Raw genomic sequence first — 12,801 nt, forward strand, 5'->3', positions numbered from 1 at the left:
GACGGAAACCGTTGCAGACTTTTCCTGGAAGTGCTTCAGGGAGGCGTGCGTGCTCAGTGGGCTCAAACGAAAATTCGAGGAAGCGTCCGCGGTCTATGCGGCGAAGCATGCGATCAGACGTGACCCGGACTGGTATATCCTGAAACTGCAGGAAGAGGTGGGAGAACTGACGCAGGCATGGAACAGTGTAACCGGTCGCGGGCGCAATCGGGAGGTCCCGCCGGATACCCTGCTGCAGTCGCTCGCCGACGAAACGGCGGATCTCCTCGGCCATGTCCTGCTCTTCGCCCACCATAACGATATCGATCTCGCTGCAGCGATAGAGCGAAAATGGAAATTCGTGCCCAGTCACGACGATTAGGCCGGGGGAGGTAAAATCGTGAACGTCATCGATTCCAATAGTCGAGACGCGGGGTGCGGGCGGAAAGCCGCACACACCTTCCCTCATTCCCTCTTGCCTACAGGGCCTCTCTGAGATCGTCGAGCAGGGAAAGGATCGTCTGCTTGCGATCGAGATTGTAGGCATCGCTCAGCGCGAGGCGTTCGCCAACGCTGCTGGAGAGCCTCGCGAACCGCTCGGCCCTGGCCACGTCGCCTGCGATCGCCGCCTCGCGTGCCAGCTGCATGATGCGCCCTGACAGCAGCGACGAGAAGAAATCGAAGATCGTTTCGCTGTCCTTGCCCGACAGAGCGTCGGCGAGCTTGTGCATGTTCTTGCGGACGGAAGGACCCTGCCCCGCCAGGATGTCTTCGAAAGCCGCGGCGATATCCAGTCCGCCATAGTTTATCAGCTTCAGCGCCTCCGAAACGCTGCCGCTCGCGGCGGCGAGAACACGGTCGGCGCCGGAACCGGTGAGATCGAGGCCGAGATGCGCAAGCGCCTGGCGCAGGGCTTCCGTCTCCAGAGGCTTCAGCCGCAAAGGCAGGCAACGCGAACGGATGGTCGGCAGGAGCTTCCCCGGCGCATGGGTGAGCACCAGGAACAGCGAACGACGCGGCGGCTCCTCCAATATCTTCAAAATCGCATTGGCGGCATTTCGGTTGAGATCGTCGGCGGGATCGATGATGACGATGCGCCAGTTTCCGGTGCCTGACGTCTGCCCAAAGAACTTGCCGGCGCGGCGTACCTCGTCGACCGTGATGGCCGCCTTCGCCCTGCCCGTCTTCTCGTCCACCGGACGCTTGAGATGGAGCAGGTTGTGCGACGCGCCAGTAGCAAGCTGCCGCGTGACGATCGAGGCGGGGTCAGGATCGGCAAGCCTGTCGGGGGCTTCTGCCGGGTCCGGATGGCTCAGAACATGATTGGCGAAGCGAAAGGCGAGCGTCGCCTTGCCGATTCCCTCCGGCCCTTCGATCAGGATCGCATGATGTCCCTTGCCGGACCTGTAGCTCTGCGCGAGAAACGCTTCCGCTTGCTGATGGCCAAAGAGCTTGCTGTTCGTCGCCGGAGCGAGCGCCCCCTCCAGCACACCTGGATGTTCCGTGGTCATGACGTCGCTTCCGCATTCGAAGGCTGCGGCTTGTCCTCGGCGGGAAGCAGCGCCTCGACAAGGCTGAACACCTCGGCCGCAATCGCGTCCGGCGGACGGTTGGCATCGACGACGCGGCAGCGCTCCGGATCGGCCGCAGCAATGTCGAGAAATGCTTCGCGCCGTTTTTCGTGCGTTTCCAGCTGTTCCTTTTCAAATCGGTCGGGACTGTCGTTTGCGGCGCGACGACGAGCGCGCTCGAGCCCGACCGAAGCAGGAAGATCGAAGATGATGGTGCAGTCGGGAATGACGCCGTTCACGGCAACGCGTTCCAAGGTTTCGACGAAAGCCGGTTCCAGGTTGCCCGTCACTCCCTGATAGACGCGAGAGGAATCCATGAATCGATCGCAAAGGACGATCGTTCCCTGCTGGAGCGCCGGACGGATCACCTCCTCGACATGATCGCTGCGGGCGGCCGCAAAGAGGATCGCTTCCATGCGAACTCCGAAGGACTCCGCCGCGCCTGAAAGAAGGACGTGGCGGACCGCTTCGGCGCCGGCGGAGCCGCCCGGCTCGCGCGTGGTGAGCACGCGGTAGCCGCGCCCGCTGAGCGCTTCCGCAAGAAGGCGCATCTGGGTCGACTTGCCGGCCCCCTCTCCCCCCTCGAATGTTATGAACAAACCCTTGACCAGCGACACTTCAATTCTCGGATCGGCGTGCATATCGGTCCCTCTTTAGCCGATCGGTCCGGTGGAAGGAACCGTCGCGACGCGCATTTGTCACAACCAGAAGAACAGCAGTTCCTGCAGCGCATCGAGCGCCCGGCTGGCAAGCGTTCCGGGTTCGACCGCCTTTGCCGTCCTGACGGGCACCTCCCGTAGCAGCTTTTCCCCGTTCCAGAGCTTGACGACGCCGACCTGCTGGCCGGCAGCGACCGGCGCATTGAGCGGCCATTTGTAGATGATGCGAGCCGTCAGCCGTTCCGGATTTTTTACCGGCAGCAGAACGTCGACCGGGCCGGCCGCTACGAGCGGCACCCGCGAATCTGCGCCGCCATAGACGCTCGCTTCTCCGATGGTCTCACCATCTGCAAAAATGCGCCGTTTCTCGAAAGCGGTCATCGCCCAATCGAGGACCCTGCGGCTCTCCTCGATTCTCTCCTTGTCGCTCTCAAGGCCACCCATCGCAAGATAGACGCGGCGCTCGCCCCGTTGCATCGAGGCGGTCAGCGAGAAGCCGAAACCCTCCGCAAAACCGGTAGCCAGGCCGTCGACGCCGACATTCGCAGCGATCAGCGGGTTCTTGTTGCGCTGAAGGATCTTGTTCCACTCGAATTCAGGCTGCGAATAGAGGCGGTAGTGATTCGGATGCGCCTCGTACAGGTGCCGCGCAAGGGCGACGAGTTCGCGCATCGTGATCTTGTTTTCCGGATGCGGCAGCCCGGTGGCATTCTTGAAGGTGGCGACCGGCAGCCCGAGTTCGCGCGCCCGCTTGGTCATCCGTTCGGCAAAGGCAGCCTCGCTGCCGGTCATGCCTTCGGCCAGCACGATGCAGGCGTCGTTGGCAAGTTGCACCGTTGCGCCCTGGATGAGATCCGCAACTCGGATCCTGGATTTTATGGCGGCGAACATCGTTGCGGTGCCGGAAGGAGCGCCGCCGGTACGCCACGCATGTTCCGAGACCTGGAAAGTCGTCTCGGGCGTCACTTCGCCCTTGTCCAGGGCCTCGAAAACCACCTCCATCGCCATGAGCTTGGCGAGCGAGGCAGGCGGGACAGGCGCATCCTCGTCGCGTGAAAAGAGCACCGTGCCCGTTTCAGCATCGACGAGATATATCTGTTTCGCTTTGGTGTCGAAGGCGGGCGTTTGTGCGACCGCTTGCCCCGAAACGATGGCCGCGAGAAAAGCTGCGACCGCAATGCACTTCATGCGCATGAGAAACTCCGGTTCTTCATGGGCATAGCAGCGCGAAAAACCCTCTTCAACCGGAGTCAGTGCAGGTGGACGCTTCGATTCTGGCGCTTCGCATAGGCGAGAATGGAATCGGGCGTCAGCGGATTGCGATCGACCATGATCGCTTCGAAGGGCGAAGGTTTGTCGCTGACGCGGACTTCGACATATGCCGAAGCATAGGCCATGCTGCCGTCCGGCAGCGGGATCAATTGCGGGCGCGACGTCGGCATGGGGCCGATCTCCGGCAGAATCGCAAACTCGCCGAACGCGCTCGGCATTGAAGAGGGCCGCGCCGGCTCAGCAAGTGCGTTCATCGGCACGCCGGTGCCGAGCTTCGACTTATTCGGAACGGGCACAGCACTGAGCTCCGGAACCAGATCGCGCAACGGCTTGTTGGAGGCGACCATCACGCCTGTTGCGATCTGTCCTTCCGGCATGACGCTCGGGCTACGGTCGCCCTTCCTGACGTAGGAAGCCATGAGGTAGGGCATGTCGTTGCCTTCTAGGGGCGCGCGGCCGATATACTGAACGCGAACATTGGCACTGCCCTTGCGCTTGATATCCAGCAGGTCGGCGGTCTTCGAAGAGACGTCGATGATCCGGCCGTACTCATAAGGTCCGCGATCGTTGACACGCACGATGACCGACGTTCCATTCTCCAGATTCGTCACGCGGGCATAGCTCGGCAGCGGAAAAGTCGGGTGTGCGGCCGAAAGGTGGTGCTTGTCATAGACTTCGCCATTCGCCGTCAGCCGGCCATGAAAGGCCGACCCGTACCAAGATGCCATCCCGCTCTTGTTATAGCCGAAATCCTCCTTCGGCTGATACCACTTGCCCTTTACCTGATAGGGTTTGCCGACCTGGTAGCGACCACCACCCTTGGGAATATTGTCCCCGGTGGCGACTCTGGGGCTGGCTTTGACACCATAGACGGACTCGGCGAAATACTCCTTGCTCCGCGCCTTGGTCTTCTTGACGCTCGGCGTCGATCCGCAGGCCGCAAGCACCGCGCAAAGCAACGGAACCGCTGCGAGGCGGAGCCCCCTCACAAGATATGCCGCACCGTTATTGGATGTCATCTGTCCCACAAGATCATTCGCAAAGCCGCACCCGAAAATCCGCTCCAATAGCGCTCACGCTTCCGACCGGACGCGCAGAGATTTTGCGCAATCGTGCAGTAGTTCCCCGCCAGAATTTCGCCGTCCCGAAACGAAACAGTCGAACAATCATGACAACAACAAGGCGAAATTGCGAACTGGAAGGCGAAGGGGGTCTGAAAATCTCCCGTCATGGTTTACGGAACGTAAATGTGCCGCTGGACCATAGTCCGACAGGACTTGCCAAAGGTCCTAAGCCCGTTGCCGGGTGTCGCTGCCGCCACATATCGCAATAAGCGCCTGGGCGGCACTCTCGTAAGCCGCAGGGTGTGGCGCCTCAGAGCTGACCGAAGCTTCCCGTCGGTGCAACTCTGGGGCTCCGTTCCCGGTGTGCCTCCTGCGCTCTGGCTCGACGTCCAAAAGGCTCTCGCAATGTATGAGACGATTATGGACCGCCGGAGCGACGGGCGGCGACCGGGAGGTCGCGGTGTACGCCCCGCAGGCGAAGAAAGGCTGACCGCAGTGCGAGACACTGAACAGCGCCCGAGACGATTGTCCTTGTCTGTGTCCTGGGCGTATGTGGCCCAGTGCGGCGCGCACCCTCGGGAGGACGTCCATGAATGCCGACAAGATGAGAGTGCTCATAGAGGACTGTCGCAGAGACCTGTTCGCCTATTTGGAGCCTGGCAGCGGCATCAGCGACCGTGAGATGATCGTCGCCCTGCTCCATCGCCTCGATGGACTGCAGGCCAGAGACGCGCTCGGCGAAGACTTCGACTGGCCGCCATTTGCGCCGGAAGGATCGATGGAGGAACAGTCCGGCCGCAACCGGACCAGCGCCCGCCTCAGAATAATTCTCAACCGGCGCTTACGATGATCAGCAGGGACGCGCGGCGTGCGACCGATTTCTCCCCGTCGGGCAGGCCCGGAACGCACGCAAATGCTCCGGAGCACGTTGACGATGCGATCAAAGCTGCTAAAAAGCCAGCCGTTGGTGAATGGGCAGCAAACCGGCAGCGATCGCCGGTCTATCGAGAACTCGGAAACGAATTTCACGAAGCTCCTCAATCACTTGGAAGAGTGGCCGAGCGGTTTAAGGCACCGGTCTTGAAAACCGGCGTGCGTGAAAGCGTACCGTGGGTTCGAATCCCACCTCTTCCGCCATTCAGAAAATCAGTGCACCGCGATGCATGCCGTTTGAGTTCACGCGGCCTGCAGCTATTAACCGCATCCTTGCATTACAATATGGTCGGCAAGCGGAATGCGCTGGCGCAGGCGAGCGAAAACTCATATACAATCGTTGATCAGTGGGGTCGTAGCTCAGTTGGGAGAGCGCCGCAATCGCACTGCGGAGGTCGAGGGTTCGACTCCCTTCGGCTCCACCATCCTGACCTTTGTCCGACCCGGAGACATAGGTAATACTGCCGCAACCCCGCCGGGTTGCGCCAGTCTCGGTCGGCCCGACGGTTCGGCTGCGCTTGCCAAGAAAGCTGATTTGAGAGAAAGTTTTGGTCTGACCCCTCCGAGGTCTGGGCAACTCCCGCGAGCGGAGAAAAACATGCCTGATAAATCTTTGGTGGCAGCGGTAATCTTTGCCCTTTTCGCCCTTTCGGCATGCGCGAGCACAGGCTCGACCAACACGACCTACACCCAATGGTACGGGCCCTATCCCGAGCCTGAATTCGACGTTCTTACGCCGGGCGGGCTGCGCCTTGCCTACTAGGCCCGCATAGTCCGCCCTCGCCTCCGAAGACACCGGTGATCTTTGCCCGGCATGCCGGCGTTGCGCCCTTGCATAGAGCAGCAAGCGAAATTCACGGAATTTTAGGTACTTGCGGAACACATATGGAACAGATAGGTTCTGTTCTTGATTTGTTTCGCGATTCTGGAGTGACGCGCCATGCTGACCCGCAAGCAACAGGAATTGCTTCTGTTCATTCATGAACGAATGAAGGAATCCGGGGTCCCGCCGTCCTTCGACGAGATGAAAGACGCTCTGGACCTCGCGTCCAAGTCGGGCATTCACCGTTTGATCACGGCACTCGAAGAGCGCGGGTTTATTCGCCGGCTACCGAATCGTGCGCGGGCTCTGGAAGTCATCAAGTTGCCGGAGGCCTATACCGGCACTTCGCAGGTCCGCCGCGGCTTTTCGCCTAGCGTGATCGAAGGCAGCCTCGGCAAGCCCGCAGCGCCGCCCCCCGCACCGAAGGCGCCGCCGCCGGCCGAGACCGCATCGGTTACCGTTCCGGTCATGGGCCGCATTGCTGCCGGCGTGCCGATTTCTGCAATCCAGAACAATATGCACGATATTTCGGTACCGGTCGAAATGATCGGCAATGGCGAGCATTACGCTCTCGAGATCAAAGGCGATTCGATGATCGAGGCCGGTATCCTCGACGGCGATACGGTGATCATCCGGAATGGAAGCACCGCCAGCCCAGGAGATATCGTCGTCGCCCTGATCGACGATGAGGAAGCCACCCTGAAGCGATTCCGGCGCAAGGGCGCCTCCATTGCGCTCGAGGCCGCCAATCCGGCTTACGAAACACGCATATTCGGTCCTGATCGGGTCAAGATCCAAGGTCGCCTGGTCGGCCTCATCCGGCGCTACCACTAGGGCGTCAGATAAGGTGTTGAGCCTTCGAGCATCATGACCACGCCATCCGTAGAACGGAAGGCAAACAGTTAAACAGAATAAAAAAGCCCCTATTCGAAATGAACCCTCTTGCGGATTCCGATCAATCATTCTAAATCCGCGCCACGATTTGAAAATCCAAATCGTAGAGGCCTCGTGGCGGAGTGGTGACGCAGAGGACTGCAAATCCTTGTACGCCGGTTCAATTCCGGCCGAGGCCTCCAAAGCCATACGAATCCGGCTTTGCTGCACGAGAAATTTTCTTTTCTTTGCCATCAACAGCCCTTCAGTCACGCTCAGCTGCCCCTCAGCAGCTCTGACATTGCGGCTTGGTCGTCGCGTGACGACATTCACAAGGCGAGACCGAATAACCTTCGTCAGACGAACGCAGGATCCGTATTCGCGAAGGACAGCGCCGAGCTGAGGTCCCGAGGACTTTGTGGCCCCCTGATTGGCGGTTGTGCTATAGCACCCTGTCAGCCCGGCTCGTCGGGAGCGGCGGTACTCGAAGCGCGACATGATGGATATTCCCTGGGGCTACATTCAGCGCCACTTTGATTGGCTCGGCCATGTGGTCGAGGGCTTCTGTATCGCAGCAGTCGTCGCCCTGCTGTTCATGGTGGTTGCGCCGAGGAGGCTGGCGCTGATCATCGGCCTCGCATTCGCCGCCGGACACTTTCACGGACGCGAGAAACGTGATTTCGAGATCAGCGCAAACCTGCAGCCGCCTCACCTTGAAGGTTACAAAATGTGGAAATGGAGTTGGGATCAGGCGACCGACTTCTGGCCGACTGCTCTGGTACTCGTCTGCGTCATATTTGCTCTTCTGCCAAAGTGGCGACGAAAGCCGGGTAGTTCTGACGACTGAAAAATGCAGTGCGCCCGCAGGAGAGGTGGTCCTCTTCGCGATTCGAGCGAATCACGGCCTGTCGGAGGAATTGGGCCCGGGGGAATTCGGTTTCCCGCGCCATCGCGCCCACCATACGGCCAGCCTGCGGCGCCGGCGACGGATCGAGGGTATATCGTGCGAAAGCACGAGAAGGCCCAGAGGAACCATCCAGAAGCCCAGCACCGGTAAAAAACCGAGCAAACCGCCACACACGAGCAGCACGCCGATGAGGACACGCAAGGCGGGGGAACTGGGCAAGCTTATCCGCCAGCTGCCGAGCACGATCTCACGCGTCTTGGGATCTATGCCAAAATGCCTCTTCTTGCCTTCAGTCGCCATCGTTGTTCTTTCGTACCAATGGCCCACACTTGGTGCCTTCTCCACAGGGCGGCAACCGGTTCCCGTCATTTTTTTTGAAAAAGCACTTGGCAAATCGGAAAAGCATTTGTATTAGCAGCCTCACTTCTGCGGCGCAGATGTTCCCTGGTAGCTCAGCGGTAGAGCACTCGACTGTTAATCGATAGGTCGCCGGTTCGAATCCGGCCCGGGGAGCCACTTTGGCTCAGAACTGCAAGCTTCGCGCCTGCGAGTTAACACCTCACATCCGGCCGCTGGAAGCGCATCGAACAGCTTGGGCTCCGATCCCACAATCTTCACCTCGCTTTCGCTGACCTCGACCCTCTGGGCGAGGTTCTGCACGTGGTGGCGGGCATACCGCCGTCAAAGGTCCGTAGCTTGCGCTTGGCGTCGGCGGCGAATCGGCGAACCATCTCCGGCGCGATCTCGATCGGCCGATCCCCATCCTTCGTTTCGGCGCGCTCCGCGTCAGCACGCGCCGAATCGGCCCCAGTTCGGCGATGCGGCCCTTGAGGTTCTCGTCCGTCCGGTCAGCGATCCCGACCTGGATCGCCTCGTAGAGGCGCGTCAGGCGGGCATCGGCGTCGGCGGTCTGGAACAGGGCGTGCCGCTGCGTAGCCGAGAAACTTGCTGGTAATCGTGGGTCACCGCCATCGTCAGGCCCTCACGAGGCGCATGTCCGCGTCCGCGGCGGCGCCCTTGTCGAAGGTGAGCGTCTCGCTGCATCCGGCCAGACGGCCGGCATGAGCGATCAGCGCATCGGAAAAGTCGGCTCCGGTGGCACGATAGGTCGTCAGCGCCAGATAGCCGGCATCGGTGCGCTCGACCACGATCTCCCGTGCACGCAGAAGTGTTTCCACCGTGTCCGCAATGGCTTGCCGCGACATTCTGTAGGCGCGTGTTAGCACCCATACCGTCTCGACAAGCACGACCTGCGAGATGAAGCCCGGCGCGTCCGGGGTGAAACCGTCGATGATCCGCGAGGCAGCCGGAGACTGCACTTCATCGTCCTGCGCGAGGTAGCGGACGAGGATGTTGGTATCGACGCCGATCATTCGCTGGTCACGCCGGCCGCGATCGCCGCCTGCATGTCGTCCAGGCTGACGGGCTTTGCCGGACGCGGAACGATTCCTTTGAGCGATTTGATCGAGTGGGAAGCGGGCACGACGGCATAGTGGCCGTCCTCCATGCGGATGAAATCCACCCTGTCACCGGCGGTCAGGCCCATATCGGTCCTGACTTTCGCCGGGATGGTGATCTGCCCTTTCGAGGTGATGGTCGCCGTCGACATAAATTTCTCCTTATAATTTGTAAGGAGAAAAGTAATGTAGGCACGCTACAACGTCAAGATTCCTGAGCCCGGATGCGATGCGCGGGGCTACGCTAGATGAAGGCTACGCGTTTCCGGCGGTTGCTCCCGCCGCGCCAATCGGGTAACGAAAACCGCCGAGGCTTTAATCGCCGCTGGGTGAAAGTTCAGTAGCAGGTCAGCCCGAATGGCTCTTTTCATATGTCGGGCTGATTTTCTCGAAGGCTCCTCATGCGTCTTGCATGGATTTTCCTGGTACTCGCGATCGCGACCGAGGTCGTCGGCCTGACGGTGATGAAGGCGGCAGCCGGCTCCTATTGGGGACACGTGGCCATGTATGCCTCGATCGCGCTTTCCTACGTCTTTCTGGCACGAGCGGTGAAGACCATTCCGGTAGGTGTCGCCTATGCGGTGTGGGAAGGGTCCGGCGTCGCTGTAATAACGCTCGTCTCTGTTTTCGTTTTCGGCCACGCCCTCTCCAGCCAAGAGATGCTCGGCCTTGCGATGGCCGTCGCAGGGATCGTTCTCCTCAACGCGGGCAAGAGCGATGGCGAGGAAGTAGCCGCATGAGTGCGCCGGGCGTTTCTTTTGCATTTGCGGTCGCCGCAGGAGTCCTCGACGTCGCCGCGAATCTCGCCTCCACGAAGTCGAACGGATTTGCGCGCCGCGGCTGGGGTGTTCTTTCGATCGTCCTGGTGCTTGCGGCCTTCGCGCTGCTGGCGGAAGCGATCAAGGATATGGACCTGGCGGTCGCCTATGCCGTTCTCGGCGCGACCGGAATCTTCGGTACGGCTCTCTGCGGCCGCTTTTTCTTCGGCCAGAGGCTGAAACCGATCGGCTGGGTTGGACTGTCTTTGATTTTCGGCGCGGTCCTGGTGCTTCACACTGCCTGACGCGGCTGCCCGTCGGATCCCGAGCGTTTTTTTCTTGGGGTGCCCGAAGCGACGGCTGCCCTCCCCGGCACCAGCCAGTCGAGAAGCGCGAAATAAAGCCCATAGGGCAGGATTCGCAGCAATTTTACCAGATAGGTAAATCGTTTCGGGAAGGTGATCTCGAAACGCGAAGACCTCAGTCCAGCGCATATCCGGTCTGACGCCTCCTCCGTACTCACCAGCGCAGGTCTCGGGAAGCCGCCTTTCGCCGCAGCCTGCGTATCCACGAATCCCGGACAGATGACCTGCAGGCGGATGCCGATGCGATCGAGGTCGAATTTCAGACTTTCCGCCATGTTGATGAGTGCGGCCTTGCTCGCACCGTAGGCGGCGCTCATCGGCAGGCCGCCGTAGCCGGCCACCGACGACATGATCGCGATCTGGCCGTGCCCCTTTGACTTCATGTGCTCGACCAGAGGCACGAGACAGTTGACGACGCCGCCGAGATTGACGGCAAAGCTCCGGTCGAACGCGTCGCGGCGCAGATCGTCGCCACGGACCGGCAGCACGACGCCGGCGTTGAGAATAGCGAGTGCCACCTGTCCGTGCTCGTATTCGATCGCGGCCAGCAGCCGTTCCATGTCCATCGGATCGGTGACGTCTCCATCGAGAACGATGATCCGTCCCGGCCCGGCCGCCTCATGCTGAAGCTCTACCAGCTTCTCGTGACTTCGCGCCGTGACGACGACCGTATATCCTTCTTCGACGAGTCGACGCGCTACGGCACGACCGATGCCGGAGCTTGCGCCGGTGACCCATGCCAATCCATGTTCAGGGCGGGCGGTGAATACAGCTGTCATTTTTTCCTCGCGCGTCGACGGGGGTTTCTCATCGGGCATCCGCGCCAGCGGTCGGCCACCATACCTCTCCGGACGGCAAGCGCCTGCCCGGCAACCTCCGCTTCCCGCCCGTCGATTGACGGCAGAGACGTTTTTTGCCCGGGACAGGAAAGCTGCGAAACGCTATTCCTTGCCTGTAGGACAGACTGAGCCGAAAACACGCCAATATTTCGGCGATCCTGCTCATGAAACCAAATGTTTATCGGCTTGCCGTCGATCGAGGTTAGTGCTTGGCTATTGCCGGCATCCGTTCCGTCCAGCGCGAGGTCTCAAAATGTCTGTTCTTCCGTCCGTGCTCGAAGCAATCGGCAATACGCCGCTGATCCGGCTCAAGGCCGTTTCCGAAGCGACCGGCTGCAACATTCTCGGCAAAGCGGAGTTTCTCAACCCCGGGCAGTCCGTGAAGGACCGGGCGGCGCTTTGGATCATCCGCCAGGCGGAGAAAGCCGGCCAATTGCGTCCGGGCGGCGTGATTGTCGAAGGCACCGCTGGAAACACGGGAATCGGGCTTGCCGTGGTCGGCAGCGCGCTCGGATACCGCACGGTTATCGTCATTCCCGAAACCCAGAGTCAGGAGAAGAAGGACGCGTTGCGCCTGCTTGGTGCCGAGCTGGTCGAGGTTCCGGCGGTGCCCTACAGGAATCCCAACAACTACGTGAAGATCTCCGGCCGGCTTGCCGCTCAATTGGCCGAAACCGAGCCGAACGGCGCCATCTGGGCGAACCAGTTCGACAATGTCGCCAACCGGCAAGCGCATCTCGATACGACCGCGCCTGAAATCTGGCGCGACACCGATGGCAAAGTCGACGGTTTCATCTGCGCCGTCGGCTCCGGCGGCACGCTTGCCGGCGTGGCGGAAGGGTTGCGCGCCCGCAACGCGGCGATCAAGATCGGCATTGCCGACCCGGAAGGGGCGGCGCTTTACAATTTCTATGCCCATGGCGAACTCAAGTCGAGCGGAAGCTCGATCACCGAAGGTATCGGCCAGGGACGAATCACCGCGAACCTCGAAGGTTTCACGCCGGACTTCGCCTACCAGATTCCAGATGCTGAAGCGGTGCCCTATGTCTTCGACCTCGTCGAAAAGGAAGGCATTTGCGTCGGCGGCTCGACCGGCATCAACATCGCCGGGGCCGTGCGCCTGGCCCGCGACCTTGGACCCGGACACACGGTCGTGACGATCCTCTGCGACTATGGTAACCGCTATCAGTCGAAACTCTTCAATCCCGACTTCCTGACCTCCAAGGGTCTGCCGGTTCCGGCCTGGTTGAAGACGGCTTCGAACATAGCAGTGCCATACGAACCCGCTGGATAGAATTGCC

The 12,801-nt window shown here is 60.8% G+C and carries 16 protein-coding genes and 4 tRNA genes; 12 read left to right on the forward strand and 8 right to left on the reverse strand.

The window, feature by feature from the left end; genetic code table 11:
* The first annotated feature begins 49 nt into the window (after window positions 1-49).
* A complete protein-coding gene (locus SINAR_RS0118135; protein ID WP_028000394.1) occupies window positions 50-361 on the forward strand; it encodes a pyrophosphohydrolase domain-containing protein in 312 nt (103 codons plus the stop codon).
* A 97-nt stretch (window positions 362-458) separates the two neighbouring features.
* On the opposite strand, the gene SINAR_RS0118140 is transcribed toward SINAR_RS0118135, so the two are convergent.
* From SINAR_RS0118140 to SINAR_RS0118155, 4 genes are read right to left on the reverse strand one after another with little or no spacing between them, the layout of a single operon-like run.
* A complete protein-coding gene (locus tag SINAR_RS0118140) occupies window positions 459-1,490 on the reverse strand; it encodes a DNA polymerase III subunit delta' (RefSeq protein WP_028000395.1) in 1,032 nt (343 codons plus the stop codon).
* Window positions 1,487-2,191 (reverse strand): dTMP kinase, encoded by a 705-nt coding sequence (gene tmk / locus SINAR_RS0118145; RefSeq protein WP_028000396.1) that lies wholly within the window; start codon window positions 2,189-2,191, stop codon window positions 1,487-1,489. The genes SINAR_RS0118140 and tmk overlap by 4 nt, the downstream gene beginning before the upstream one ends.
* Before the next feature lie 57 nt (window positions 2,192-2,248).
* The gene (locus SINAR_RS0118150; protein WP_028000397.1) at window positions 2,249-3,403 is read right to left on the reverse strand and encodes a D-alanyl-D-alanine carboxypeptidase family protein; all 1,155 of its coding nucleotides are present in this window, start codon (window positions 3,401-3,403) and stop codon (window positions 2,249-2,251) included.
* A gap of 56 nt (window positions 3,404-3,459) precedes the next feature.
* Window positions 3,460-4,500 (reverse strand): septal ring lytic transglycosylase RlpA family protein, encoded by a 1,041-nt coding sequence (locus SINAR_RS0118155; protein ID WP_028000398.1) that lies wholly within the window; start codon window positions 4,498-4,500, stop codon window positions 3,460-3,462.
* Between the two features lie 634 nt (window positions 4,501-5,134).
* Here SINAR_RS0118155 and SINAR_RS0118160 point away from each other — a divergent pair.
* From SINAR_RS0118160 to SINAR_RS0118190, 7 genes are all read left to right on the forward strand, one after another.
* Window positions 5,135-5,395, forward strand: coding sequence for a hypothetical protein (locus tag SINAR_RS0118160; protein WP_028000399.1), 261 nt, complete (start codon window positions 5,135-5,137; stop codon window positions 5,393-5,395).
* Between the two features lie 197 nt (window positions 5,396-5,592).
* Window positions 5,593-5,682: transfer RNA gene (locus SINAR_RS0118165), tRNA-Ser, on the forward strand.
* 145 nt (window positions 5,683-5,827) lie between these two features.
* Window positions 5,828-5,903 (forward strand) — tRNA-Ala (locus tag SINAR_RS0118170).
* A gap of 173 nt (window positions 5,904-6,076) precedes the next feature.
* On the forward strand, window positions 6,077-6,241 hold the full coding sequence (locus SINAR_RS1000000135520) for a hypothetical protein (RefSeq protein ID WP_084617500.1): 165 nt from the start codon (window positions 6,077-6,079) through the stop codon (window positions 6,239-6,241).
* 177 nt (window positions 6,242-6,418) lie between these two features.
* Window positions 6,419-7,135, forward strand: coding sequence for a transcriptional repressor LexA (lexA, locus tag SINAR_RS0118180; protein WP_028000400.1), 717 nt, complete (start codon window positions 6,419-6,421; stop codon window positions 7,133-7,135).
* Window positions 7,136-7,303: 168 nt separating this feature from the next.
* Window positions 7,304-7,377, forward strand: a tRNA-Cys gene (locus tag SINAR_RS0118185).
* Between the two features lie 296 nt (window positions 7,378-7,673).
* Window positions 7,674-8,021: a hypothetical protein gene (locus tag SINAR_RS0118190; protein ID WP_028000401.1), complete on the forward strand. Its 348-nt coding sequence runs from the start codon at window positions 7,674-7,676 to the stop codon at window positions 8,019-8,021.
* 51 nt (window positions 8,022-8,072) lie between these two features.
* Here the strand turns inward: SINAR_RS0118190 and SINAR_RS1000000137825 are convergent, their stop codons facing one another.
* Window positions 8,073-8,381: a hypothetical protein gene (locus tag SINAR_RS1000000137825; RefSeq protein WP_028000402.1), complete on the reverse strand. Its 309-nt coding sequence runs from the start codon at window positions 8,379-8,381 to the stop codon at window positions 8,073-8,075.
* Between the two features lie 141 nt (window positions 8,382-8,522).
* Between SINAR_RS1000000137825 and SINAR_RS0118200 the strand changes: the two genes are divergently transcribed.
* A tRNA-Asn gene (locus SINAR_RS0118200) sits at window positions 8,523-8,597 on the forward strand.
* 458 nt (window positions 8,598-9,055) lie between these two features.
* Here SINAR_RS0118200 and SINAR_RS0118205 read toward each other — a convergent pair.
* Together SINAR_RS0118205 and SINAR_RS0118210 are read right to left on the reverse strand one after the other, a co-directional pair.
* Window positions 9,056-9,454 (reverse strand): type II toxin-antitoxin system VapC family toxin, encoded by a 399-nt coding sequence (locus SINAR_RS0118205; RefSeq protein WP_028000403.1) that lies wholly within the window; start codon window positions 9,452-9,454, stop codon window positions 9,056-9,058.
* Window positions 9,451-9,690, reverse strand: coding sequence for an AbrB/MazE/SpoVT family DNA-binding domain-containing protein (locus tag SINAR_RS0118210; RefSeq protein ID WP_028000404.1), 240 nt, complete (start codon window positions 9,688-9,690; stop codon window positions 9,451-9,453). Before SINAR_RS0118210 ends, SINAR_RS0118205 begins: the two co-directional genes overlap by 4 nt.
* 249 nt (window positions 9,691-9,939) lie before the next feature.
* On the opposite strand from SINAR_RS0118210, the gene SINAR_RS0118215 reads away from it, so the two are divergent.
* Both SINAR_RS0118215 and SINAR_RS0118220 read left to right on the forward strand, forming a co-directional pair.
* Entirely contained in the window at window positions 9,940-10,278 is a 339-nt protein-coding gene (locus SINAR_RS0118215) for an SMR family transporter (protein ID WP_028000405.1), read from the forward strand.
* The gene (locus SINAR_RS0118220) at window positions 10,275-10,601 is read left to right on the forward strand and encodes an SMR family transporter (protein WP_028000406.1); all 327 of its coding nucleotides are present in this window, start codon (window positions 10,275-10,277) and stop codon (window positions 10,599-10,601) included. Before SINAR_RS0118215 ends, SINAR_RS0118220 begins: the two co-directional genes overlap by 4 nt.
* Here SINAR_RS0118220 and SINAR_RS0118225 read toward each other — a convergent pair.
* Complete coding sequence (locus SINAR_RS0118225; RefSeq protein ID WP_028000407.1) at window positions 10,589-11,440, reverse strand: SDR family NAD(P)-dependent oxidoreductase; 852 nt, start codon at window positions 11,438-11,440, stop codon at window positions 10,589-10,591. The two genes, SINAR_RS0118220 and SINAR_RS0118225, sit on opposite strands and share 13 nt — an antisense overlap.
* Window positions 11,441-11,753: 313 nt before the next feature.
* Between SINAR_RS0118225 and SINAR_RS0118230 the strand changes: the two genes are divergently transcribed.
* Window positions 11,754-12,794, forward strand: coding sequence for a cysteine synthase A (locus SINAR_RS0118230; protein ID WP_028000408.1), 1,041 nt, complete (start codon window positions 11,754-11,756; stop codon window positions 12,792-12,794).
* The last annotated feature ends 7 nt before the right edge of the window (window positions 12,795-12,801 follow it).

It is taken from the genome of Sinorhizobium arboris LMG 14919, assembly GCF_000427465.1.
Taxonomy (GTDB): domain Bacteria; phylum Pseudomonadota; class Alphaproteobacteria; order Rhizobiales; family Rhizobiaceae; genus Sinorhizobium; species Sinorhizobium arboris.

Coding starts and splice junctions, on each gene's coding strand:
- SINAR_RS0118150 (WP_028000397.1), bottom strand. CDS start 3,403: ATGCGCATGAAGTGCATTGCGGTCGCAGCTTTTCTCGCGGCCATCGTT.
- tmk (WP_028000396.1), bottom strand. CDS start 2,191: ATGCACGCCGATCCGAGAATTGAAGTGTCGCTGGTCAAGGGTTTGTTC.
- SINAR_RS0118160 (WP_028000399.1), top strand. CDS start 5,135: ATGAATGCCGACAAGATGAGAGTGCTCATAGAGGACTGTCGCAGAGAC.
- SINAR_RS0118140 (WP_028000395.1), bottom strand. CDS start 1,490: ATGACCACGGAACATCCAGGTGTGCTGGAGGGGGCGCTCGCTCCGGCG.
- SINAR_RS0118155 (WP_028000398.1), bottom strand. CDS start 4,500: ATGACATCCAATAACGGTGCGGCATATCTTGTGAGGGGGCTCCGCCTC.
- SINAR_RS0118230 (WP_028000408.1), top strand. CDS start 11,754: ATGTCTGTTCTTCCGTCCGTGCTCGAAGCAATCGGCAATACGCCGCTG.
- SINAR_RS0118205 (WP_028000403.1), bottom strand. CDS start 9,454: ATGATCGGCGTCGATACCAACATCCTCGTCCGCTACCTCGCGCAGGAC.
- SINAR_RS0118220 (WP_028000406.1), top strand. CDS start 10,275: ATGAGTGCGCCGGGCGTTTCTTTTGCATTTGCGGTCGCCGCAGGAGTC.
- SINAR_RS0118215 (WP_028000405.1), top strand. CDS start 9,940: ATGCGTCTTGCATGGATTTTCCTGGTACTCGCGATCGCGACCGAGGTC.
- SINAR_RS0118190 (WP_028000401.1), top strand. CDS start 7,674: ATGGATATTCCCTGGGGCTACATTCAGCGCCACTTTGATTGGCTCGGC.
- SINAR_RS0118225 (WP_028000407.1), bottom strand. CDS start 11,440: ATGACAGCTGTATTCACCGCCCGCCCTGAACATGGATTGGCATGGGTC.
- lexA (WP_028000400.1), top strand. CDS start 6,419: ATGCTGACCCGCAAGCAACAGGAATTGCTTCTGTTCATTCATGAACGA.
- SINAR_RS1000000137825 (WP_028000402.1), bottom strand. CDS start 8,381: ATGGCGACTGAAGGCAAGAAGAGGCATTTTGGCATAGATCCCAAGACG.
- SINAR_RS1000000135520 (WP_084617500.1), top strand. CDS start 6,077: ATGCCTGATAAATCTTTGGTGGCAGCGGTAATCTTTGCCCTTTTCGCC.
- SINAR_RS0118210 (WP_028000404.1), bottom strand. CDS start 9,690: ATGTCGACGGCGACCATCACCTCGAAAGGGCAGATCACCATCCCGGCG.